This window comes from Sporacetigenium mesophilum DSM 16796, from assembly GCF_059569055.1.
Map to the genome: position 1 here is coordinate 1 of NZ_JCANUR010000007.1, position 24,188 is coordinate 24,188.

Annotated in this window: 23 protein-coding genes, 2 rRNA genes, 1 other RNA gene and 1 other annotated feature (1 of these 27 running past the window's edge); of the genes, 23 read left to right on the forward strand and 3 right to left on the reverse strand. The window is 29.1% G+C overall.

Going from position 1 to position 24,188, the window contains the following annotated elements; genetic code table 11:
- The 3 genes from BS62_RS07365 to BS62_RS07375 form a co-directional block, all read left to right on the forward strand.
- Positions 1-138: ribosomal RNA gene (locus tag BS62_RS07365) — 23S ribosomal RNA — on the forward strand; the annotation flags it as partial.
- Between the two features lie 113 nt (positions 139-251).
- Positions 252-368 (forward strand): 5S ribosomal RNA (rrf, locus tag BS62_RS07370).
- A gap of 81 nt (positions 369-449) precedes the next feature.
- A complete protein-coding gene (locus BS62_RS07375) occupies positions 450-1,136 on the forward strand; it encodes a Crp/Fnr family transcriptional regulator (protein WP_496490618.1) in 687 nt (228 codons plus the stop codon).
- Positions 1,137-1,152: 16 nt separating this feature from the next.
- Here the strand turns inward: BS62_RS07375 and BS62_RS07380 are convergent, their stop codons facing one another.
- Positions 1,153-1,479, reverse strand: a complete 327-nt coding sequence (locus BS62_RS07380) for a hypothetical protein (RefSeq protein ID WP_496490619.1) — start codon at positions 1,477-1,479, stop codon at positions 1,153-1,155.
- 194 nt (positions 1,480-1,673) lie between these two features.
- Between BS62_RS07380 and BS62_RS07385 the strand changes: the two genes are divergently transcribed.
- Genes BS62_RS07385 through asrC form a run of 4 tightly spaced genes read left to right on the forward strand, consistent with a single transcriptional unit; the run spans position 1,674 to position 5,275 of the window.
- On the forward strand, positions 1,674-2,456 hold the full coding sequence (locus BS62_RS07385) for a formate/nitrite transporter family protein (protein WP_496490620.1): 783 nt from the start codon (positions 1,674-1,676) through the stop codon (positions 2,454-2,456).
- Positions 2,457-2,482: 26 nt separating this feature from the next.
- Complete coding sequence (gene asrA, locus BS62_RS07390) at positions 2,483-3,520, forward strand: anaerobic sulfite reductase subunit AsrA (protein WP_496490621.1); 1,038 nt, start codon at positions 2,483-2,485, stop codon at positions 3,518-3,520.
- Positions 3,495-4,289 carry an anaerobic sulfite reductase subunit AsrB gene (asrB, locus tag BS62_RS07395; RefSeq protein WP_496490622.1) on the forward strand — a complete coding sequence of 265 codons (795 nt, stop codon included), beginning with the start codon at positions 3,495-3,497 and terminating at the stop codon, positions 4,287-4,289. Before asrA ends, asrB begins: the two co-directional genes overlap by 26 nt.
- Before the next feature lie 11 nt (positions 4,290-4,300).
- Positions 4,301-5,275: a sulfite reductase subunit C gene (asrC, locus tag BS62_RS07400; RefSeq protein ID WP_496490623.1), complete on the forward strand. Its 975-nt coding sequence runs from the start codon at positions 4,301-4,303 to the stop codon at positions 5,273-5,275.
- Between the two features lie 84 nt (positions 5,276-5,359).
- Here the strand turns inward: asrC and BS62_RS07405 are convergent, their stop codons facing one another.
- Entirely contained in the window at positions 5,360-6,004 is a 645-nt protein-coding gene (locus BS62_RS07405) for a Crp/Fnr family transcriptional regulator (protein WP_496490624.1), read from the reverse strand.
- A 148-nt stretch (positions 6,005-6,152) separates the two neighbouring features.
- On the opposite strand from BS62_RS07405, the gene rnpB reads away from it, so the two are divergent.
- The 10 genes from rnpB (at position 6,153) to BS62_RS07455 (ending at position 15,973) form a co-directional block, all read left to right on the forward strand.
- Positions 6,153-6,498: RNase P RNA component class A (gene rnpB, locus BS62_RS07410), an RNA gene on the forward strand.
- A 92-nt stretch (positions 6,499-6,590) separates the two neighbouring features.
- On the forward strand, positions 6,591-7,235 hold the full coding sequence (uppS, locus tag BS62_RS07415; RefSeq protein WP_496490625.1) for a polyprenyl diphosphate synthase: 645 nt from the start codon (positions 6,591-6,593) through the stop codon (positions 7,233-7,235).
- 193 nt (positions 7,236-7,428) lie between these two features.
- Positions 7,429-8,997: an AbgT family transporter gene (locus BS62_RS07420; RefSeq protein WP_496490626.1), complete on the forward strand. Its 1,569-nt coding sequence runs from the start codon at positions 7,429-7,431 to the stop codon at positions 8,995-8,997.
- A gap of 221 nt (positions 8,998-9,218) precedes the next feature.
- Positions 9,219-9,974, forward strand: coding sequence for a hypothetical protein (locus tag BS62_RS07425; RefSeq protein WP_496490627.1), 756 nt, complete (start codon positions 9,219-9,221; stop codon positions 9,972-9,974).
- A 21-nt stretch (positions 9,975-9,995) separates the two neighbouring features.
- The gene (locus BS62_RS07430) at positions 9,996-10,703 is read left to right on the forward strand and encodes a hypothetical protein (protein ID WP_496490628.1); all 708 of its coding nucleotides are present in this window, start codon (positions 9,996-9,998) and stop codon (positions 10,701-10,703) included.
- 116 nt (positions 10,704-10,819) lie between these two features.
- A complete protein-coding gene (locus BS62_RS07435) occupies positions 10,820-11,581 on the forward strand; it encodes an N-acetylmuramoyl-L-alanine amidase family protein (RefSeq protein ID WP_496490629.1) in 762 nt (253 codons plus the stop codon).
- Positions 11,582-11,687: 106 nt separating this feature from the next.
- Positions 11,688-12,650 carry a patatin-like phospholipase family protein gene (locus BS62_RS07440; RefSeq protein ID WP_496490630.1) on the forward strand — a complete coding sequence of 321 codons (963 nt, stop codon included), beginning with the start codon at positions 11,688-11,690 and terminating at the stop codon, positions 12,648-12,650.
- A 78-nt stretch (positions 12,651-12,728) separates the two neighbouring features.
- Positions 12,729-14,633, forward strand: a complete 1,905-nt coding sequence (locus BS62_RS07445) for an N-6 DNA methylase family protein (RefSeq protein ID WP_496490631.1) — start codon at positions 12,729-12,731, stop codon at positions 14,631-14,633.
- Positions 14,634-14,673: 40 nt separating this feature from the next.
- Positions 14,674-15,018 (forward strand): hypothetical protein, encoded by a 345-nt coding sequence (locus BS62_RS07450; RefSeq protein ID WP_496490632.1) that lies wholly within the window; start codon positions 14,674-14,676, stop codon positions 15,016-15,018.
- Between the two features lie 100 nt (positions 15,019-15,118).
- Positions 15,119-15,973: a DUF5667 domain-containing protein gene (locus BS62_RS07455; RefSeq protein WP_496490633.1), complete on the forward strand. Its 855-nt coding sequence runs from the start codon at positions 15,119-15,121 to the stop codon at positions 15,971-15,973.
- 25 nt (positions 15,974-15,998) lie between these two features.
- On the opposite strand, the gene BS62_RS07460 is transcribed toward BS62_RS07455, so the two are convergent.
- A complete protein-coding gene (locus BS62_RS07460) occupies positions 15,999-16,940 on the reverse strand; it encodes a DUF362 domain-containing protein (protein ID WP_496490634.1) in 942 nt (313 codons plus the stop codon).
- A 110-nt stretch (positions 16,941-17,050) separates the two neighbouring features.
- Here BS62_RS07460 and BS62_RS07465 point away from each other — a divergent pair, with 110 nt between their 5' ends.
- The 6 genes from BS62_RS07465 (at position 17,051) to ptsP (ending at position 23,873) form a co-directional block, all read left to right on the forward strand.
- Positions 17,051-18,838 (forward strand): thiamine pyrophosphate-dependent enzyme, encoded by a 1,788-nt coding sequence (locus tag BS62_RS07465; protein ID WP_496490635.1) that lies wholly within the window; start codon positions 17,051-17,053, stop codon positions 18,836-18,838.
- Positions 18,839-18,848: 10 nt separating this feature from the next.
- On the forward strand, positions 18,849-19,421 hold the full coding sequence (locus tag BS62_RS07470; RefSeq protein ID WP_496490636.1) for an indolepyruvate oxidoreductase subunit beta: 573 nt from the start codon (positions 18,849-18,851) through the stop codon (positions 19,419-19,421).
- An 82-nt stretch (positions 19,422-19,503) separates the two neighbouring features.
- Positions 19,504-20,577, forward strand: coding sequence for a Y-family DNA polymerase (locus BS62_RS07475; protein ID WP_496490637.1), 1,074 nt, complete (start codon positions 19,504-19,506; stop codon positions 20,575-20,577).
- A gap of 11 nt (positions 20,578-20,588) precedes the next feature.
- Positions 20,589-21,776, forward strand: a complete 1,188-nt coding sequence (locus BS62_RS07480) for a patatin-like phospholipase family protein (protein WP_496490638.1) — start codon at positions 20,589-20,591, stop codon at positions 21,774-21,776.
- A gap of 58 nt (positions 21,777-21,834) precedes the next feature.
- Positions 21,835-22,095: an HPr family phosphocarrier protein gene (locus BS62_RS07485; protein ID WP_496490639.1), complete on the forward strand. Its 261-nt coding sequence runs from the start codon at positions 21,835-21,837 to the stop codon at positions 22,093-22,095.
- Between the two features lie 68 nt (positions 22,096-22,163).
- Positions 22,164-23,873 carry a phosphoenolpyruvate--protein phosphotransferase gene (gene ptsP, locus BS62_RS07490; RefSeq protein ID WP_496490640.1) on the forward strand — a complete coding sequence of 570 codons (1,710 nt, stop codon included), beginning with the start codon at positions 22,164-22,166 and terminating at the stop codon, positions 23,871-23,873.
- A 138-nt stretch (positions 23,874-24,011) separates the two neighbouring features.
- Positions 24,012-24,188: a binding site (T-box leader), on the forward strand (it continues 79 nt past the right edge of the window).

Here is a 24,188-nt window from a genome sequence, read left to right on the forward strand (position 1 = left end):
AGCGCGAAGCCGACTTTGAGATAAGATTTCCCACCGTAAGGGTAAGACCCCAGGAAGACTACCTGGTTGATAGGTTCAAGGTGTAAGTTCAGTAATGGATTTAGCTTATGAATACTAATAGGTCGAGGACTTGACCATTAATATGCTGTTTAGTTTTTAGTGTGTTAACTGCATGATTTACAGAAATCTTGATTTCGTTGTAAGTCAGCATGCAGTAGCTTTAGCTACTGTAATCCTTAACAATAAAACTATGTGGTTACTATAGCAAAGAGGATACACCTGTTCCCATTCCGAACACAGAAGTTAAGCTCTTTAGCGCCGATGGTACTTGGTGGGAAGCTGCCTGGGAGAGTAGGACGTAGCCATTTAAAAAAGAAGCGTATATGCGCTTCTTTTTTTATATATAATAATAGATGTATCCTTTATAAAAAGATAGAAAGGAAATGTTTATGAAAAAACTTAAGATAGAAGATTTAGATAAAATATTTATATTAAAAGGAACAAAAGAAGAAACTAAAAAAAATTTTTATGATAAATGTATATTGAAGAATATATCTAAAAAACAAGTTATATTTAGAGAAAAAGAAGATATAAACAAGGTATATATATTGTTAAAAGGAAAAGCTACCATATTTAAAACTGGAGAAAATGGAGAAAAAAAGATAATATATATATTAAATAGTGGAGAAGTTTTAAATGAAATACTAATAGAGAGAAATACATCTGTTGTAGGATGTGAGGTTTTTGAAGATGCAATAATATTAGAGTGCTTTATAAAAGATATACTAGAAATCATGAAAGATGATTTTACACTTACTAAAAATATTATTTCATATATGGAGAAAAGAATAAGAAGACTGTATAGACAACTAAAAAACACATCATCTATAAAAATAGAAAAAAGATTAGCAGCGAAGTTATGGAAGATAGCTAAAGATTTTGGAGTTAAAAGTGGGGATTGGACTGTAATAAACTTAAGTTTATCAATAACCTATTTATCAGATATGCTAGGATGTCCAAGAGAAACAATATCAAGAGCTATGAAAATACTTGAAAAAGAAGAATTAATTAAAATGGAAAACAAAACTATATATGTAAAAAAACATGCATTAGCAAATTATTTTAAGGGACTATAAAGGGATAGATTAATAATTAATCTATCCCTTTATCTATTTCTTTAAAGCTTTGTCTGCAATGAGGACACTTATTTATATCCCCCAATAACTTATATATAGATTTATTACAGTAAGGACATTTAGCGCAATATTTTCTATACATAAAACCAGATAAAATAACTAATAATCCTGCTACCTGTATTAAGTTGCTTAAAATTCCATCCAAATATACTTTACTAAATACAAAAACCAAAATACCGATTAACTCGATAGTAGTAGAAGTTTTCCTAACTTGAAAAAGCCTACTTAGTTTTTGTTGAAGCTTACGTGTTTCTTGTGATTTTTTTCTTTGTTTATTATTCATTTTAACACCCTTAAATTTAAAATTTTTTCTATATTTAGTATAAGCTTTAATCTGTTAACAGGCAAGAATATTAGTGTATACAAAAAAATTTAAATAAATTATCAAAAGTGTGATAAATATCACGGAAAACAATTGCCATTGATGTTAAAATTTAATCAAAGTTAAATATTAACTAACTTAAGGAGGACACTTTAATGTTTAAAGAAACATTAGAAAAAGTATCTAATTTAGCGATAAACAAAGTGAATTTATTAAATGAAAGTAAAATTAAATACTTAATAGCATCACTATATGCTGGATTATACGTAGGTCTTGGAATAATACTTATATTTTCAGTTGGTGGGCAATTAGGTGCAGCTCAGTCTCCATTTACTAAAATGGCAATGGGATTATCCTTTGGTATAGCCTTAAGCCTAGTAATTATGACAGCTTCAGAGTTATTTACAGGAAATAACATGGTAATGACATCTGCATGGCTTAATAAAAAAGTAAGTGGTAAAGATACATTGAGAATATGGACATATAGTTATATAGGAAACTTTATAGGGTCAGTAATAGTAGCAGGATTATTTGTATTAACAGGTCTTGTTAATAAAGGTCCAGTTACAGATTTTATAAATACTGTGGCAGCAGCTAAGATGAGTGCTCCATTTATGGAAATTGTTTTTAGAGGTATTTTATGTAATATATTAGTTTGCCTTGCTTTACTTTGCTCTATAAGAATGACTAGTGAATCAGGAAAACTAATAATGATATTTTGGTGTTTATTTGCATTTATAACTAGTGGTTTTGAACATAGTATTGCAAATATGACTTTATTATCAATATCAATGTTTATACCACATCCAGAAACAGTATCAATGGCTGGATATATACACAATTTAACTGCAGCGACTATAGGCAACATAATAGGTGGAGCCATATTTGTAGGTGCTGGGTACTATATGCTAGGTAAAAATACAGAAAAAACTATTTAAATAATAAATTAGAGAGGGTGATGAATATGAAGATAAAATTGTCTACGCAAAATTTTAATGATGTACTTAATAATCTACAAAAAGAATACAAAGTTTATGCACCGGTATCTATGCCTTTTAAAGGAACATATTCAGATACTGATGTTGTAAGATACAATACAATAAAATCAATAGAAGAAGTTGAGTTTAATAAGAAGGCAAGTTTTTCTCCAAAGGAAATAGTACTACCGATAACTCAAACATTATTTTATTTTACAGAAGATGCTTATATAGAACCTTCAATTGATGATAAAAAGATATTAATATTTTTAAGATCATGTGATATACACGGATTAAAAAGAGTAGATGAAATATATTTAAACAACGGTCAAGATCCTGACTATTATTATAAAAGACTTAGAGATAAGGTTAAATACGTTTTAATAGGATGTGAACAAAGCTTTAGAAACTGTTTCTGCGTAAGCATGGGATCTAATAAAACTGAAGAATACTCAATGGGATTAAAATTAGAAAATGATGAAGTTTTCTTAGATATAAAAGATGAAGATCTAGCACAATACTTCAGTGGTGAAAATACTGAATTTGAAGTTGCTTATGTAAAGAAAAATAATGTAGATGTAAATGTACCTAAGGACTTAGATCCATTAGTAATATCTCAAGCAACTGAACTTTGGGAAGAATACAATAGTCGTTGTATAGCATGTGGAAGATGTAACTTCTCATGTCCAACATGTACGTGTTTTAGTATGCAAGATATATTCTATAAAGACAATGAAAATAACGGAGAAAGAAGAAGAGTATGGGCCTCATGTCAAGTAGATGGATATACGGACATGGCTGGTGGACACTCATTTAGAAAAAATAAGGGAGATAGAATGAGATTTAAAACTCTTCATAAGGTATATGATTTTAATAAGAAATTCGGATACCATATGTGTGTAGGATGTGGTAGATGTGATGATGCATGTCCTCAATATATATCTTTCTCAACTTGTATAAATAAAGTATATGATTTTGTAAATAAGGAGGCTGATAAAAATGAAGAATCCGTACCTGCCATATAAATCTAAAATACTAGATATAACAAAACATACAGATGCAGAGTGGACATTTAAAATGGAGACAGATACTACAAATGTTTTTCCAGGACAGTTTTACGAAGTATCTATACCTAAAGTTGGAGAATGTCCAATATCAGTATCTGGAATAGGTGAAAACTATGTTGACCTTACTATAAGAGGAGTAGGGAAAGTAACTCATGAGTTATTCAAATTAAACGTAGGCGATGGATTCTTTATGAGAGGTCCTTACGGAAATGGATTTGATGTAAGTTTATTTGAAAATAAAGAAATATTAGTAGTGGCTGGGGGTAGTGCTGTAGCTCCAGTTAGAGGAATTATGAACCACTACTATGACAATATAGATAAATGCGAGAAGTTTAACTTAATAGCTGGATTTAGATCTCCAGATGACGTTTTATTTAAAAAAGATTTCCAAAGATGGGATGACAAATTAAACGTAATATTAACAGTTGATAGAGCTGAAGAAGATTACAAAGGAAATGTTGGATTAGTAACTAAATATATTCCTGAATTACCTGTGAAAGACATAAACAATTTAGTAGCAATAGTAGTAGGACCACCTATAATGATGAAATTTGCAATACAAGAATTTCTTAAAAAAGGAATAAAAGAAGAAAACATATGGGTTTCTTATGAAAGAAAAATGTGTTGTGGATTAGGTAAATGTGGTCACTGTAAAATGGATGAGACGTATATATGTTTAGAAGGACCTGTATTTAACTACACATTTGCTAAAAATCTTATGGATTAGGAGGTATTCTCATGGAATTAGTCAGAGATGTTAATATAAGAAAAGTAATGAAAAATGCATTTAGAATAACTAAACATAAATATGAAACTGCAGTTAGAATTAGAGTACCAGGTGGATTGATAGATCCAGAATGTCTTGAATTAGTTGCAAAAGTTGCTCGTGAATATGGAGATGGAAAAGTTCATATAACTACAAGACAAGGATTTGAAATTCTTGGAATACCAATGGAAAAAATGGGCGAGGTAAATAAAGCTATACAACCAGTAATAGAAAAATTAGGTATAAATCAAGAAAATCCTAACACTGGATACTCAGCAGCTGGAACTAGAAATATAGCTTCTTGTATTGGTAACAAAATGTGCCCTAAAGCACAATACAACACTACAGAATTTGCATCTAGAATAGAAAAGGCAGTATTCCCTAATGATTATCACTTTAAAATAGCATTGACTGGATGTCCAAATGACTGTATAAAAGCTAGAATGCATGATTTCGGAATAATAGGTATGGCTTTACCGGAATACGAAAAAGATAGATGTGTAGAATGTGGAGCGTGCGTTAAGAAGTGCCAGAAAATGTCAACAGGGGCTCTTAAGTTTGAAAACCATAAAGTAGTAAGAGATCATGATAAATGTATAGGTTGTGGAGAGTGTGTTATAAACTGTCCTACAAGTGCATGGACTAGAAGTGAAAATAAATACTATAGACTTGCATTAATGGGCAGATCAGGAAAGAAAAATCCTAGACTTGCTGAAGATTTCATAGTATGGTGTGATGAAGAAAGTATAACAAAAATAATATTAAACACTTATAAATATGTTCATGAATATATAGACCCAGAAGCTCCAAATGGAAAAGAGCATATAGGATATATAATTGATAGAACTGGATTTATGGAATATAAAAAATGGGCTCTTGAAGGTGTTGAATTACCAGAAATAGCTAAAATGAAAGAAAACATATACTGGAGCGGAATAAAGTATTAAAATTCGCTACGCTCATATCGCCAACAACCTTGAAAAACAGGTCTGTTGCTCAAAAAAGGATGACTTATGTCATCCTTTTTTGTACTATTGGGTAAGTATATTCTCTAAACCTTCTAGGTCTATTATCTTTACAATATTTCTATCGTAGTCTATTAATCCATCGGTTTTCATATTCATAAGTTCTCTAGATAAAGATGGTCTAGGAATTCCTAAATACTCAGATAGTCTTTGTTTAGAAATGCTCAAATCTACAAAAACATTATTTTGCATCTTATATTGATCTAATATGTAGTTTACTATTTTATGACGTATACTTACAAATGAAAGATTTCTTATAGTATTATTAAGTGTCAAAATTTTATTACATAGATCTCCTAAGAAAGAAGATAAAAATTCTGGATTATGACTATAAAATTTAACAAACTCATTTGGATTCACAAACATCACTTCACATTTAGAAGATGCAATAACTGTCGCAGGATATTGTTTTACATCTGCAAAGGCTACTATCTCTCCAAATAAATCTCCAATACTTAAATGCGCCATAATTACAACTTTATCAGAAGTAGATATTTTTTTTATATCTACAGTTCCAGAAAGTATTACGCCTACGTGGTTACAGTTTTCGCCTTCTAAAGCTATCATAGAATCTTTGTCATAAGAAGCTATAGTATGTACTGTATCTTTAAAATAATCTAATATATCTTTTTTAGTCATATTTTTAAACAAATTTAATCACCCCATAGTATTTTAACACAAAGGAACAAAAATAATCCATTTGAAAAAACAATATTTTATATTTTATTACATAATTTTACTTTTGACATATGAACGTATACATGATAATATATATATTACTGACAACAAAACTAAATAATGAGTAAGCCGGATAGTCGCGGGTATTCTATTGAATACACGAGGAAAGTCGGAGCTCCGTAGAGCAGGGTGCTAGGTAACACCTAGTGGGAGTGATCTTAAGGATAGTGCAACAGAAATAGACCGCCATGTAAGCATGGTAAGGATGGAAAGGTGAGGTAAGAGCTCACCAGCAACTAGGTGACTAGTTGGCTATGTAAACCCCACCTGGAGCAAGACCAAGTAGGAACTAAAAAGGGGGCTGCTCGTTCCCGTTCCGTAGGTAGGTCGCTTGAGCTTACTGGCGACAGTAAGCCTAGATAGATGACTGTCTAACACAGAACTCCGCTTACAGACTTACTCATTTAACATAAATCTAAGGAATTAACCTTAGATTTTTTTTATTTTAGGAATAAAAATTGCATACATGTAAATAATCACCAAGTAAGAGGTGATTATCATGAGAATTCCTAAACATATTGGTGTAATACCTGATGGAAATAGAAGATGGGCTGAAGATAAGGGAATGACAAAGGAAAAAGGATATGAAAATGGATTAGATCCAGCACTCGAAGCTCTTAGAATATGTAAGAGCCTAGGGGTAGAAGAAATGACGTTTTATGGATTTACAACAGATAATACAAAAAGGCCAGCTTATCAAAAGGAAGCATTTACCAAGGCATGTATAGATGCTGCTAACATTGTCTTAAATGAAGGCGAATCATTACTTGTTGTAGGTAATACAAAATCTCCAATGTTTCCTAAAGAACTTATGCCGTATACAACTAGGGGAGAAACTAAAGAAAATCAAATGAAAGTAAATCTATTAGTTAATTATGGTTGGCACTGGGACTTAAATACATTAGCTGAAGCAAAGGGAGTAAATAAAAATAACTTACATAACCATATTCAATCTTCTGATGTATCTAGAATGGATTTAATAATAAGATGGGGTGGTAGAAGAAGATTAAGCGGATTTTTACCAGTTCAATCTATATATGCCGATTTTTATGTAGTAGATGATTATTGGCCTGATTTTAAATCTGACCATATAAGTGAAGCTTTGAGTTGGTATGATAACCAAGATGTAACTCTAGGTGGTTAAAAGTATATAATTGCGTCTGTAATCCAAGGTATTTAGCCTTGGATTTTTTATTGTACAAAATGTGAAAAAAAACTGATTTATATAAATTATTGCAACAAGTTTGACAATTTTGTCGAAAGAAGGTATAATGGAAATGATTACTTTACATAATATTTTTGTAATATAATCTAAAAATAAAAACAGGGAGGCGCATATGAAAAGCAAAACAAAAGTTATAAATGAAAAAAAGGGATTCGTGATGAAGATGTTAGATGGGGTAGAATATATTGGTAATAAATTACCCCATCCAATAACTTTATTTGCTATATTTTGTTTAGCACTAATGATAATATCTGCAATAGCATCAGTATCTGGATTGTCAGTAACAGCTGAGTTAATAGACAGAAGTACTATGGAACTTACTGAGCAAACAGTAAGCGCTGTAAACCTATTAAGTGCAGATGGTATAAAGTATATGTTAGAAAACATGGTAACTAACTTTACAGGCTTTGCTCCACTGGGAGTTGTTTTAGTTGCTATGCTAGGGGTTGGAGTAGCAGAAGGAACAGGATATATATCAGCAATATTAAAGAAAACGGTTTCAGTAACCCCAGCAAAATTAGTTACTCCAATGGTAGTATTTTTAGGAATTATGTCAAATATAGCATCGGATGCAGGATACGTTGTATTAGTACCATTAGGAGGACTTATATTTTTAACATTTAAGAGACATCCACTTGCAGGTATAGCAGCTGCATTTGCAGGTGTTTCTGGTGGATTTAGTGCAAACTTATTACTAGGAACTATAGACCCAATGCTAGGTGGGATAAGTACAGAAGCTGCGAAAATATTAGATCCAGCTTATGTAGTAGCACCAACAGCTAACTATTTCTTTATGTTTATATCTACATTTATAATAACTGTGATAGGTACAATAGTAACAAATAGAATAATAGAACCAAGGCTAGGAAAATACAATAAAAAAGTTGAAAACTTAGATACAGATATAAGTACTATTACTGAAGATGAAAAGAAAGGTTTACTATATGCTAACTTATCTTTACTAGCATTTGTTGCCTTAATAGTAGTAGCAGCAATACCTGAAAATTCATTCTTAAGAAATCCTGAAAATGGAAGTTTAATGGACCACTCTCCACTAATGAATGGTTTAGTTCCAATAATAGCTATTGGATTCTTCTTACCAGGTGTAGTTTACGGTAAATTTGCAAAAACAATAAAGACAGAAAAAGACGTTGCATCTAAATTATCTAAATCAATGTCTTCAATGGGTGGTTATATTGCATTAGCATTTGTAGCTTCTCAATTTATAGCATATTTCAGCTATACTAACTTAGGTACTATATTAGCTGTTAAAGGTGCAGACTTGTTAGCAGCTACAGGAATATCAGGACCGATATTATTTATACTGTTTATATTAGTAACAGGATTTATAAACTTATTCATAGGTTCAGCTTCAGCTAAATGGGCTATAATGGCACCGGTATTTGTACCTATGTTTATGAGATTAGGATACTCACCGGAGTTAACTCAGGTTGCATATAGAATAGGTGATTCATCAACAAATATAATATCACCTCTTATGGCTTACTTCGCAGTTATAGTTGCATTTATGCAAAAATATGATGAAGAGTCTGGTATAGGAACATTAATATCACTGATGCTACCGTACTCAATTGGATTTTTAATATTCTGGTCTATATTATTAATAATATGGATGATAGCAGGGCTACCATTAGGACCAGGAGTATCAATGTTTTTATAATAAATGAAGCTAAGCACTTATCTTTTGATAAGTGCTTAGTTTTATTTCCAACTAATAAACTTAAGCGAGGTCCCATCTGGTTGTTGGCGACATGAGCGAAGCGATTTTTATATATTTAAATGTAGACATATGTCTAAATTAGTATACAAATACTTGTCCTGACAATTAGTATATTTTGGTATAATAGGTATATACATACATTTAAAAAGGATGTGCTTAAATTGAGTAAGTTAAGGGGAACTGAGTTTAAAATAACTGTTGCGGCTATATTAGGGACAATATTTGTAACTTTAGGATTTACATTAAGTCAAGGGGAAACTAGGGTAGATAATTTATTTAAGAAAAATGGTGGACAAGTTGTAAAGTCACAGCAGTTTGAAGTAATATCAGAGCAAGATTATAAGATTGTATCCGAAAATATAATTGAAGAAAATGGACAAAAAAAATCAGTTTACAATATAGTTATGAAAGATGAAATAAGACCTGACCAAGCAAACTATTTATCAGAAGAATTATATAAGAAATCAGTTGAAAAAGATAAAAGTGTAAAACAATCGCAGATATATATATTTAAAAATCAAAATGATGCAAGAAATTATTCTGGAGATATCTCTAAAATAAGTAAAGGAATAATATTTACTAAAAGTATTGATAAAAGTTATATAACTTTAAAAAGATATAGCTTAATAACTAAAAGGTTAGAAAATTCTATACCAAAGGAATTTGAAATAAAAGGTATAAAACAAGAAAGTAATTTTACAAAGATAGATATGAAAATGCCCGATACATTAGAAGATGCAGAAGCACTATATCAAATAGAATTTTTAATAAAAAAGATAAATCAATTAAATACTGATAAAAATTTAGATAAGGTAGTAGCAATTGCAAAACCTATGGAAGGTGAAGATACAGCTTGGGAATACAATAGTGAGCACAAAGACGTAATAGTTTTTTCGGAAACTTCTATTATATATTAATTTATAGGGAGGTGAAAAATTATGAAAAGAAAAATTATTACCCTAGGTATAACTACTTTAGTGTCATCAATAATACTTGGAAATAGTTCATATTCACAAAGTATAGAATTAATTACTAAGGATAATGAAAAATATATGCCTGTAAAACTATTTGTAAAAAAATTAGGCGGAGAATATAAAGAAATGGAAGATGGATATATTTTTAATGTAAATGGAAAAGATATAGCAGTCAAGGAATATGCATCATTTGCAAAAATAGATGATCATTATGAACCACTTAATGTAACTAATGTAGATGGATGGAATGTACCTACAGATACAGAGTCTATATACAGGGAAAATGAAGTATATATACCAGCAATGTTTTTACAATCGTTCCAAGTAGCTGATTACAGTATAAATGGAAATGATTTAGTAGTTGAAAAAGAAAAAATTATAGTTAAAGCTCCTGTAATAGTAAAAAAACCTAAAGATAGTAAGCCAAAACCAACTCCAGTTTATAATCCTAAGCCACCTGTAAATACAGAAGATCCAAATAATAATACAGGTAATAATCCAAATCCAGATCCAAATAATAACGGAGATAATACTAATCTAGATCCAAATAATAATACAGGTAATAATCCAAATCCAGGTCAAAGTAATAATGAAGATAATACACAAACTCCACAGCAACCACCTGAACAAACAAATAATCAAGGTACTATAATACCTAATACGACTCAATAAACATTTATACGGCATTTCAGCAATTGAAATGCTTTTTAGTTTGAAAAAAACATCTTATCATGATAAAATTACATTTAGAGAAAATTATGACATAAGAAATATAAAAGGGTGGGTATATGAGTAGTAAAGTCAGGAGAACAAAGAAGAGAAGAAGAATTAAAAAAACAAGGGTTGCTATTCTAATACTAGCACTTAGCACAATAGTATGTGGCATGAGTTTATTTGTAACTACTTTAGTGAGTAAATATGAAACACATAAAAAAGAAGCTAAAGAACAAACAATAAAACAAGAGACTCAACTTAAATCAGCATCAAAAGATACATCAATAAAGAAATATAAAATATTTATAGATCCAGGCCATGGTGGTAAGGACCAGGGGTCTAAGGGACCTAAAGGGGATTTAGAGAAAGATGTTAATTTACAAATAGCAAAAAAAATAGGTTCAAAATTATCTGAATATCCGCAAATAGAAGTTATAATGTCAAGAACTGATGATACATTTTTAACACTAGATCAAAGAACAGATACTGCAAATGCTCTAGGCGTTAATGCTTTTATATCTATACATCAAAATTCAGAACAAGGTCAAAATACAGCTAGTGGATTAGAGACATATTATTATGCCCGTGGAACTGAAGATTCTAAAAAACTTGCACAAATAGTACATGAAAACATATTTATGTATGTAGATACAAGGGATAGAGGTGTACTACCTCAAAATTTTGAAGTTATAAGAGAAACAAATATGGCCGGAATATTAATAGAAACTGGATTTTTATCAAACCCTCAAGATGAAAAAAACTTAACAAATCCTAAATATCAAGATCTTTTGAGTGAAGGAATAGTTGAAGGTATATTAGAATATTTAGGAATTTAAAAGCTCGCTATATAGCGGGCTTTTTTTAATATATATTCACCATATATTACTTATAGCATATTATATAATGATATATTTTTTGATATTAAAAACAGGGGGTGTTTACATGGCTACCAAGATTAAAATTAAAAAAGGACATAAAAATAAAATAAGAAATTGGAATAAAAGTACATTTAACATAATGTCTTTTGATGGTGGAGGAGTGAAAGGTTGTCTTTCAGCCACATTAGTCAATAGACTATATGAGTTAAACCCAGATATAATAGAGAAAACAAGTTTATTTTCTGGTACATCTATAGGATCTATAATTGCCTTAGCCTTGGCTTATGGACTAAACCCAAGAGATATAAGGGATATATTTAATGAAGAAAACGTAAAGACTGTATTTACTCCATCTTACTCAGAACTCGTAAGACCTAAATACAACAATCATAATTTAAAACAGCTATTACTAAGAGTATTTCCAGAGGATTTAAAGTTAAAAGATTTAAAAAAATACGTTATAATACCAACATTTAGCTTAGGATGCCAAGGGGAGGATGAAAGCTGGCAACCTGTGTTTTTGAATAATCTACCTTGGTCAACTACATCTGAAATATACGTTATTGACGCTGCATTATCTAGCAGTGCAGCACCTATTTATTTTCCATCTCATGAAGGATTTATAGATGGAGGAGTAGTTGCAAATGATCCAAGTCTAGTAGCATTAATACATGCTATAGACAGAGAAGGTTTAAATGAAAGTCTAGAGAACATAAGATTATTATCTATAGGAACTGGATATAAGTCTGAATGTATAGAAGGTAGCACAACTGGATGGGGTGCTATAGAATGGGTTACTCACAAAAATCCATCTACACCTTTATTGTCTTTAATGTTTAATGCAAATACAGCACTTAGTTGCTCTCTTTGCTCTAAGTTACTAGATCAAAATTATTTTAAATTAAATCCTAATTTATCTAGAGGAGTGGCATTAGATAGTTATAGTCAAATAAATTATCTAAGAAAACTAGGAGAAAACTATAACTTAGATAGAGCTATGAACTGGATACAAAATAACTATAAATAGTAATATCTAGATGTTAATGTGATACATGTATATTGTGATATAATATATGTATCACATTAATTTTTTGGGGGAAATAAAATGGATGAATTATATTCCTATATAACTGATGATAGTTATATAAGTATAAATGATATATATAATAAAATAAATAAATTGGAAATAAGATTATCAAATAATGATAATATATTGGGAAGTATACATGAAAAACAAATGCAAATTTATAACAAAAAAAGCTGTGGAGTTTATTATACTCCTAAATTTATAGTAGATTATATACTTGAAAAAACCATAAAAAACGAAGATATATTAAAAAATCCTTGTATTAAAATTTTGGATATATCATGTGGATGTGGAAATTTCTTATTAGAAGTTTATGATATTTTATATAAGAAATTTGAAGATAATATAGAAATTTTAAGAGAAAATTACAAAGATAAAACATATAAAATAAAATTAATGGGAAATGAAATAAATTTAATAGGATACAACTATTGGATAAAAGAAAATATCCACTATCATATATTAAAGCACTGTATATATGGAGCAGATACAGATAAAAATGCAGTGAATATATTAATAGCTAGTTTTATACTCAAAAATCCCTATGTTTATACTGAAGATATAAATATAGTATGTTGTGATAGTTTAATTAAACACGAAGACAAAGAATCAAAATACAAAGAATTCTGGAGCAATAAGTTTGATTATATAGTAGGAAACCCCCCTTACATAGGACACAAAAAGTTGGATATAAGTTATAAAAAATGGCTGTCAGAAGAATATACAGAAGTATACAAAGATAAATCTGATATATACTACTGTTTTTATAAAAGGATATTGGATGTTTTAAAAGAAAAGGGAATATCAAGTATTATAACTCCAAGATATTTTATAGAAAGTCCAAGTGGAAAGCATCTTAGAAATTACTTAAAAGAAAATAGCACAATAAAAGAAATAGTAGATTTTTATGGATGTGATATATTTAAAAACATAGGAATAGCAAGTTCAATAATAACATTTGAGAAAAGTACTCCAAATGACAATAATATAAGTATATACAAACTAAAAGGTGAAATTGTAGATTTGACAAATAATAATTTAAACAATCTGTTAAAAGAAAACGTTTTTGAACATTTTACTTTAAATCAAAGACTTTTAGATGATAGATGGCTACTTATTCCAAAATATAAGTTAAATATATATAAAAATATAATAAAAAATACAAATTATAAATTAAGTGATATTTGTGAAAGTTTTCAAGGAATAATAACTGGTTGTGATAAGGCATTTGTTTTAAGCTATGATGAAGTATACAAATACAATATAGAAGAAAATTTACTAAAGAAATGGATAAAAAATAAAAATATAGAAAAATATTTTATAAATGAAAGTAAATATAATTTAATATATAGCGACGATATAGATAATGAAAACAAATATTCAAGTAGTATAAATTACATAAACAACTATAAATCAAAATTATTAAATAGAAGAGAATGTAAAAGTGGAACTAGAAATTGGTACCAACTCCAATGGGGTAGAAGTAAGGAAGAATTTGAAAAAGAAAAAATAATGTTTCCATATAAATCGAGTTTCAATAAGTTTGCAATAGATAAAGAAAATAGGTATTGTAGTGCAGATGTGTATTCATTTTATATAAAAGATGAATATAAAGAACAATTTAGCCATGAATATATAATTGGAATTTTAAACTCAAAAGTATATGATTATTATTTTAAATTGTTTGCAAAAAAAATGAGCAAATACATATACGACTATTATCCAAATACTGTTATGGAGCTTAAAATATTTAAAAATGAAGATTACAACACTATAGATTTACTATCAAAGGAAATTATAAAATTAAGTTCAAAAAATATTTTATGTGATGAAGATATTAAGAATATACAAAACATAGAAGAAGATATAAACAATTTAATAATAAAGGCACTACATATAGATGAATTTAAAATACAGCCATAGCATATAATGTACAAATAATTGTATGTTAGGGGGTTGTGATTTGATTAAATTTTACATAGAAGAATCTGAAAGAAGAATATATGTAAGTGTATCTGATTATATATACACTAGAGATGTAAAAGAATTTATTAATAATTATAAAAGAACTATAAAAACTATAAGACCAGCTCAATACAAATTAATAATAGAGCCTAGATTTTTTGAATGTGAAAATGAAAATGATATAAAACAAACTTTTGTAACATTTATAAAAACTGGATTTAAGAAAATTTATTTAGTAGATCCATATGGAGAATTTAATAAAAATATAAAATTAGGATCAATGGAAAGAAAAATATTTTTTAATTCTGTTAAAATAATTAGAAATATAAATGAAATTATATAAGTACAAAAAATACTTTAGTCTCTGGCTAAGGTATTTTTTTCCAAATAATTACTTGTATTTATATGATAAAATATATATAGAATTCTAAGCGGAGGTAATTATGAGGAAAATACATATTATATTGACTTTAGTAGGAACTCTTATATTTACTACAAATAATGTATATGCTGAGTCAAATGAAATAAAATCGAGAATAAATCCTGGAAATATATTTTACTTTATTGATAGAGGATTAGAGAACATAAAATTAAAATTTATTAAAGATGAACAAAAAAGACTGGAGTACTTATCTTCTTTAGTACTTGAAAGATTGGCTGAAGTAGAATCTGCAAAATCTACTAATAAACTTGAACTTATAAATATAGCTCAAGACGGATATGAAACAACTATAACAGAAATATTAAATATGGTAGAAGATACAAATGAAGCTCAAATCTATGAGGTATTAAATAAAACAGAAGATATATTAGTTCAAGACTTAGAACAATCTGCAATAGAACAAACTCCTACAGAAGAAGTAGCTAAAGAAGAAGTAGCTACAGAAGAAGTAGTTACTGCAGAAAATATAATTATTGGAAACGTAGAAGCAGCAAAACTAGTATTTGGACAAGAAATAAGTGAAGAATTATTAAATAAAATATCAGGTTTAAATCTAATGGAAATGACTACTATAAAATCCCTTGCAGATCAAAGTGGGAAATCAGTAGAAGAAGTTTATAATATATTTATACAAAGTGAAAAGGGAATAGGTGTAACAGCAAATAAGTTAGGCATAGGAATAAAAGATGGTATGGAAAATCTTAAAGAAGACTACAAAAAAGTAAAAGATGATGAAAAGAAATATAAAAAAGCACAAAAACAAAATAACTCAAAAAATAAAGAGAAAAAAGATAAGAAAGAAAAAAATAATAAGAACAAAAATAAAAATAAGAACAAAGATAAAGATAAAGATTAAAAAGCTGCACAAATGTGCAGCTTTTCTAATTTTCAGGCTTAGTTCCATGAATATCCTTTATTCCATCTTTATCTAATGATATATTTGCATTATAAGCAGCTTGACTAAATAACCTTTCTGCTTTAGATAATTCTAATCCCTTCAAAGTCATATTTTCAGGTTTAGCTTCTCCAACTCCATCTTGGTATAGCTTATATAAATAAGCTACAGCTTGAGGCAAAAATCCTAAAAATCTTGCACCTATAGTATCACATGCTACAGGATCTGTTCCAGCTATTATCAAACCTTCTGTATTTACAGATTTTCCATCACTTGGCCCTGTACCTATCATAGCTTTATCGCAGCTTATTATAGCTAAATCTATAGGGATTTTTGAAGCCATAGAATATATAAACCCATGTAAGTCTTCATGTATTCCAGTAATTTTTTTAGGGGTTCCATGTATTTCCGATGGGGGCCATCCTAGTGCTATATTTTTTATTGATGCACTCATAGTTGCTTCTTCGTGATGTTTAAGTTGAGTAAATGATATTAGAACGTCACATTCATCTAGTAATTTATTTATAGGAGTAGTTTTTATTATTTTATGACCCAGTTCAAAATCAACATATGGGCCGTAGTTTAAATCAACAAATTCAATGTTTTCGTTGTCTATAATTTCCTTATATCCTACTTGTTTCATAACATCTGGAGTTTCGCCACCACCAGATCCAACAGCTATGTATATTTTAGATGGATTTTTATCTTTAACATATCTTATAAGTGTTTGCAATGTGTGTGGACCAACTACAGTACCAGTATTAGGTTTTTTGTTTTTAACCCAATTAGGAGTTATAACTACAACATCATTAGGTTTTATAATATTATCTATAGGAAGCATGTCCAAAGCTTCTTTTATAGATGTACTTTCAGATGTACCCTTAGATATAGCAACTATTGGTTCTATGACTCTTCTATTAGTTCTCATATTATTTCTCCTTTCACAATTTTATAACATTTTAATTTTCGGCATATTGACAGATTTATATACATAAGTTTTTAGTGGAAATTATTTAACTAAATTATAGGGGGGTAACTATGCAAAAGGTATTAACAGGAAATCAAGCTATAGCTAGGGGATTTTATGAGGCAGGAGGTATACTTGCAGCAAGTTATCCTGGCTCTCCAACAGTAGAAATATTAGAAAGTTTAAAACAATATAATGAAATATACTCAGAGTTTTCTACAAATGAAAAGGTAGCATTAGAAGTATCTATGGGAGCTTCTTTTGCAGGGGCAAGAACTATGTGTTCTATGAAACACGTTGGTGTAAATATAGCTGCTGACCCACTTATGACATTTACCCAAACTGTTATAAATGGAGGCTTTTTATTAGTAAGTGGAGATGATCCAGGACTTGCAAGTTCACAAAATGAACAAGACAATAGAATATTTGGCAAGTTTGCAAATATGGCAATACTTGATCCAAGTAATAGTAATGAAGCAAAAGAATATACTAAATATGGTTTAGAAATAAGTGAGAAATACCAGATTCCTACAATGCTTAGAATTACTAGTAGGCTATGTCATAGTAGGGGTATAGTAGAATTAGAAGATAGAAGTGAAGTAAATATAAAAGAGTTTAAAAATGATATATCTAAGTATTGTATGCTTCCTCCTCATGCAAACAAAGCTCAATATTTTATGAAGGAAAGATTACAAAACCTAGAAGAATATGCTTATAATAGTGACTTAAATATATTATATGAAGTAGAAAATAGTGATACATTAATAATAACCTCTGGACTTGTATATGAACATCTAAGAGAAATAAATCCAAATGTATCAATATACAAATTAGGTCTTGTATATCCAATATCAATACAAAGAATAAATGAATTAAGTCAAAAATACAAAAATATAATAGTTTTAGAAGAAATGACTCCATTTATAGAAAATGAATTAAAAACAAATAAAATAGATTGCAAAGGTAAGGAATATTTTTCATTTACAGGTGAATTACAAATAGAAGATATAGAAAATGGACTTATAAAAGCTGGATTAATAAATATAGAAGATAAAATAAGTGAAGATATAACTCCTATAGACACAGTACCTAGATCTCCTATGTTTTGTTCTGGATGTCCACATAGACCAGTATTTGATATATTGAAAAAATCAAAGGCCTTTGTTATAGGGGACATAGGCTGTTATAGTATGGCATTATTATATCCATTTGAAGTATCTCAAGTTAATATAAGTATGGGTTCATCACTTGGAATAATAAAGGGTATGAGAAAAACATATAGTAAGTTAAACGACAATAGACCCTTGGTTGCAGTTATAGGCGACGGAACGTTTTTCCACTCAGGTCTTCCAGGTGCAGTAAACTTATTACATCAACTAGACAATGATGAAAACATGACTGTAATAGTATTAGACAATGGAACTACAGCTATGACAGGTGGCCAACCTAATGGAAGTTCAGGATCAAATACAAAACATGGAGATATGAATATTAATATAGAAGAATTACTTAAAACCATGGGATTTGAAGATATAACAAGAATAGATCAATTTGAATATTCTAATTCAAAGAAAACAATAAACGATGCAATAAAAAGAAATGGATTATCATTTATAATAACATCTAGACCATGTGCACTTGGCTTTAAAATAAAAGAGCCTTATTTCTATGTAGATCCTAGTATATGTATAGGATGTAGAAGTTGCGTTAAAACAAATTGCCCTCCTATAAAAATGAAGAAATACGAAGGTATAGAAAAATTAAAGTCATCTATAGATCCTAATATGTGCGTTGGATGTTCTGTTTGTGCTCAAGTATGTCCTGTTGGAGCAATAAAAAGATCTGGTGAAAATAAATAGGAGGGATATTATGAAAAATATATTATTAACTGGAGTTGGAGGACAAGGGCTTGTCCTAGCAACAGAAATAATAAGCCAAGTAGGATTTAGAGCTGGGTTTGATATAAAAAGTAATGATGTTGTAGGATTATCACAAAGAGGCGGTAAGGTTTGGGGAAGTATAAGAATAGGAGATAAAGTAAATTCTCCAAATATACCTGTAGGCCAAGGAGATATATTATTAGGACTTGATCCACTGGAAGCTTATAGATGGAGTTATGTATTAAAAGAAGGTGCTTTAGTAATTTTAAATAAATATCAAACAGCACCTAATACAGTTCTTATGGAAGTTCACGAATATCCAGATAATATAGAGAAGTATTTAGAAAGTAAATATAATGTTATAAAAATAGATGCAATGGAAGAAGGAAATAAACTTGGAAATAATAAGGTTGCAAATACATTTTTATTAGGTATAATGGCAAAACAAATAGAAGATATTATAGATAAAAACATATGGATAGATGTTATAAAAGAATATGTACCAACAAAAGCAATAGAAGCAAATATTAAAGCATTTGAAATAGGATATAACTGGAGTTAAAGAAGTTGAGGAGTATTCCTCAGCTTCTTTAAATTTGACCCACAAACATATGTTTTGTATAATCTTATATGAGGTGAAATCATTGGATAAAATAATATTTCATATAGATGTTAATTCTGCATTTCTTTCTTGGACCGCTGTAGATATGTTAAAAAACAATAATAATATAGATATAAGAAAAATACCTTCTGTAATAGGAGGGGACCCTAATAGTAGACGGGGGGTAGTTCTTGCAGGTTCAATAGGAGCTAAGAAATTTGGAGTTAAAACGGGAGAATCGCTTTATAATGCATTTAGAAAATGTAGAAATCTAAAGGTATATCCACCAGATTTTAGAATTTATCGGAATTGTAGCAATGCAATGGTAGAAATACTTAAAGAATATTCCCCATTAATAGAAAGATTTTCAATTGATGAGTGTTTTTTAGATTGTTCTCACTTTAAGGGATTTGAAATGAAAAAGGCTATTGAGATAAAAGAAAGAATAAAAAATGAACTTGGATTTACTGTAAACATAGGTATAGGAAATAATAAGCTATTGGCAAAGATGGCATCTGAGTTTGAAAAGCCAGATAAGATTCATACAATTTATAAAGAGGAAATAAAAGAAAAAATGTGGAATCTTCCTGTAGGAGAACTATTTATGGTTGGAAAAGCAAGTGAAAGAAAACTTAGAAATTTAAATATTAAAACCATTGGGGAATTGGCAAACTACGATGTAAATACTTTAAAAACAATATTTAAAAGTTTTGGAATGAAGCTTTATCAATTTGCAAATGGAATTGACAACTCAGATGTACTTGAGGAAAGAAATGCAAAACATAAGGGTATCGGTAACTCTACAACAATGCCTTATGATATTGATGATGAAGAAGATGCTTTCAGTGTACTTTTTGATTTAACAAATACTGTAATATATAGACTCAAAAAATCAGAACTTTTGGCAAGTCAAGTTAGTGTATCTATAAGAAATTCTGACTTTGTAACATATTCTCACCAAAAGACGTTGATAAATCCAACAGACGATAATGATTTAATATTCAATACAGTAAAACAAATATTCAAAGAAATGTACAAACATGAACCAATAAGACTTTTAGGAGTTAGAGTTACTAAGTTAACTTCTAATGACGTTGTTCAATTAACATTATTTTAGTGGGTGATACTATGAGAGGTTTGATATTAGAAGGTGGGGGAGCAAAAGGTGCATACCAAATAGGTGCATATAAAGCTCTAAAAGAAATGGGGATTGAATTTGATGGTGTTGCAGGAACATCTGTTGGTGCATTAAATGGTGCATATATAGTTCAAGATGATATAGAAACTATAGAAAATATATGGTTAGAAGCTAACTATAGATTTTTTATGGATATAGATGAATCAACATATGAAAAAATAAAAAATATAGATTTTAACCCTAAGAATTTTAATACTATTGCATCTTTTTTAACTAAGGCTTTGAAAAATGATGGAATAGATATATCACCACTAAGGAAAAATCTTGAAGATACTATAGACGAAGAAAAAATAAGAAATTCTAAAAAAGACTTTGGAATGGTTACTGTGTGGTGGGACAAAAAGATAAATCCGCATCCTATTTATATTGAAGATATACCAGACAAAAAGTTAATAGATTATTTAATAGCTAGCGCAAGTTTACCTATATTCAAATTAGAAAAAATAGACGGCAAACTGTATTTAGATGGAGGTTTTTACGATAATCTACCAGTTGGATTACTTAGAAAAAAAAGATACGATGAATTTGTTGTAATAAGGTTAAAAAACAATGAAAAAGAAAAGTATAAGCTAAATCAAGGTTCTCATATAAAAAGTATAATTCCTTCAGAAAGTTTAGGTGGATTTTTAAACTTTGATAAAGAAAATGTTGTTAAAAATATAAAACTTGGATATTTTGATGCCAAAAAGGTATATGGTCAATATGACGGTGTAAGATATTATTTTATCGAGAATAATAAATACCATGAAGATTATTGTTTTGACTTAATTAAAAATGTAAGTAAGGATACTATATCCAAACTTTGTAATAAGTTAAATATAAAAAAGGAACCGTCATTGAGAACTTTATTTGAAAATATAGTTCCAGAGTTGGGAAAACTATTAAATCTACATGATGATTTTGATTATAAAAATTTAATATATTCTATTTATGAAAAAGAACTAGAAAACCAAGGAGCTCAAAGAATAACCTTATACGACTTTGAAAAAACAGTTGTTGCTGTAAATAATTATGTGAAAAATTCACAAAACATTATAATAGATATGAAAAGTATAAATAAAGATAAATTGACCAAGAGTATTACTTGGGATATTATAAATGATATGAATAATAAATAATATTATACTCTTCGGAAAAACTATGAAGTATAATTATATAATTTTTGGAGGTTCTAAAATGGAAAAAACAGTTACAATTAAAAATGCAAGTGGATTACATGCTAGACCAGCTGGTATGTTTGTAAAAAAAGCTTCAGAATTTAAATCTACAGTAGAGATAAAAGCTAAGAATAAAGTTGTAAATGCTAAATCTATAATGGGAATAATGAGTTTAGGATTAGGTCAAGGTGATACGGTAACAATAGTGGCAAATGGAGATGATGCTGAAAAGGCTATAAATTCACTAGTTGAGTTAGTAGAAAGTGGATTTGGAGAATAATATTAAACTAAACCTCGGCATATAGCCGAGGTTTAATTGTACCTATAACTTTGAAAGGAGATATAACAGTGTTCAAAGGGATTGGAGCATCACCAGGTATAGCCTTAGGACGTGCATTAGTTATAAAACAAAGTGAATTAAATATAGAAAAAAACACAATAACTGATATAGATTGCGAAGTAAAAAGATTTGAAGATGCAATATCAAAATCAAAGAAGGAATTGGTTGAAGTTAAAGAAAAAGCAAAAAAAGAATTAGGTGATGATAAAGCAAAGATATTTGAATCTCATTTACTACTTTTAGGAGATCCAGAATTAATTAATAAAACCATAAATAATATAAAAAATGAAAAAATAAATGCAGAATCTGCATTTAATGATGTAGTAAAAATGTTTGTATCTATATTTGAAAATATGAAAAATGAATATATGAGAGAAAGATTAGCTGATATAAAAGACGTTTCATATAGAGTGTTGAGACATTTACTAGGAATAAATATAGTGGATTTATCATCTTTAAATGAAGAAGTTATTTTAATAGCTCACGACCTAACACCATCTGATACAGCTATTATGAACAAAAAAATAGTCTTAGGTTTTTTAACAGACATAGGAGGTAGAACGTCTCATAGTGCTATAATGGCTAGAAGTTTGGAAATTCCAGCTACAGTTGGTTTAAATAACATAACAAATGAAGTTAAGGATGGAGATTTTATAGTATTTAATGGAGATACTGGAGAAGTTATATTAAATCCATCAAAGGAAGAAATTATTAAATATAAAGAACTAAAGTTAAAATTTGATGAAGAAAGAAAATCTCTCCAATCTTTAATAGGGCAAGAAAGTAAGACAAGTGACGAAAGACATGTAGAACTTGCCGGCAATATAGGTACTCCAAAGGACGTTGAAGGATTATTGAAAAACGATGCTGAAGGTGTAGGGCTGTATAGAACAGAGTTTTTATACATGGATAGAGATAACTTCCCAAGTGAAGAAGAGCAATTTGAAGCCTATAAATCAGTACTTGAAGCTATGAATCCAAAGCCTATAGTTATAAGAACATTAGACATAGGTGGAGATAAGGAACTAACTTATTTAAAAATGGAAAAGGAAATGAATCCATTTTTAGGATATAGAGCTATAAGATTGTGTCTTGATAGAACAGACATATTCAAAACCCAATTAAGAGCTATATTTAAAGCTAGTGTATACGGTAATCTTAGAATAATGTTTCCTATGATATCATCACTAGAAGAACTTTTAGAATCTAAAAAAATAGTAGATATAGTAAAATCTGACCTAGATAAAGAAAATATAAAGTACTCTAAGGATGTTCAATTAGGTATGATGATAGAAGTTCCATCAGCAGCTATTATATCTGATATACTTGCAAAATACGTTGACTTTTTTAGTATAGGTACTAATGATTTAATACAATATACTTGTGCAGTAGATAGAATGAATCAGAAAATAAGTTATCTTTACAATCAATTTAACCCTGCAGTGTTAAGACTTATAAAAATGGTTATAGATAATGCACACAAAGAAGGTAAATGGGTTGGTATGTGTGGTGAATCTGCTGGTGACAAAAGAATGATACCAATACTCCTAGGAATGGGACTAGATGAATTTAGTATGAGTCCTATATCTATACTTCCTGCTAGAAAGCTTATAAGTTCTCTAAGTTATGAAGAAACGAAAAATTTTGTAACTGAAGTTTTAAAATTAGGAACTGCTGAGGAAATAGAAGATTATATAAATAAAAATTTTAATTACTAAAATTTTATTAAAAAAGACGTATACAAATATATACTACTAAGCATAATATATCTTAGATAATTAATATTATTAAATATATTCGAAATATATTGACATATAGTGTACAATATATTAGAATTATAAATTATAAGAATAAAAAGAAAGACAGTGAAGGGAAGAGTAAGTATAGGACGTAGTCACAGCGAGTTGGCGGTAGTGGGAGCCCAACATGAAACCTATATCGAAGAACATCCCAGAGTTGCTAACCGAAATCTTTATTGAGAGTAGACTTAGCCGGATCCAATCCGTTATCATATTGGACAGTATCGAAGAAAA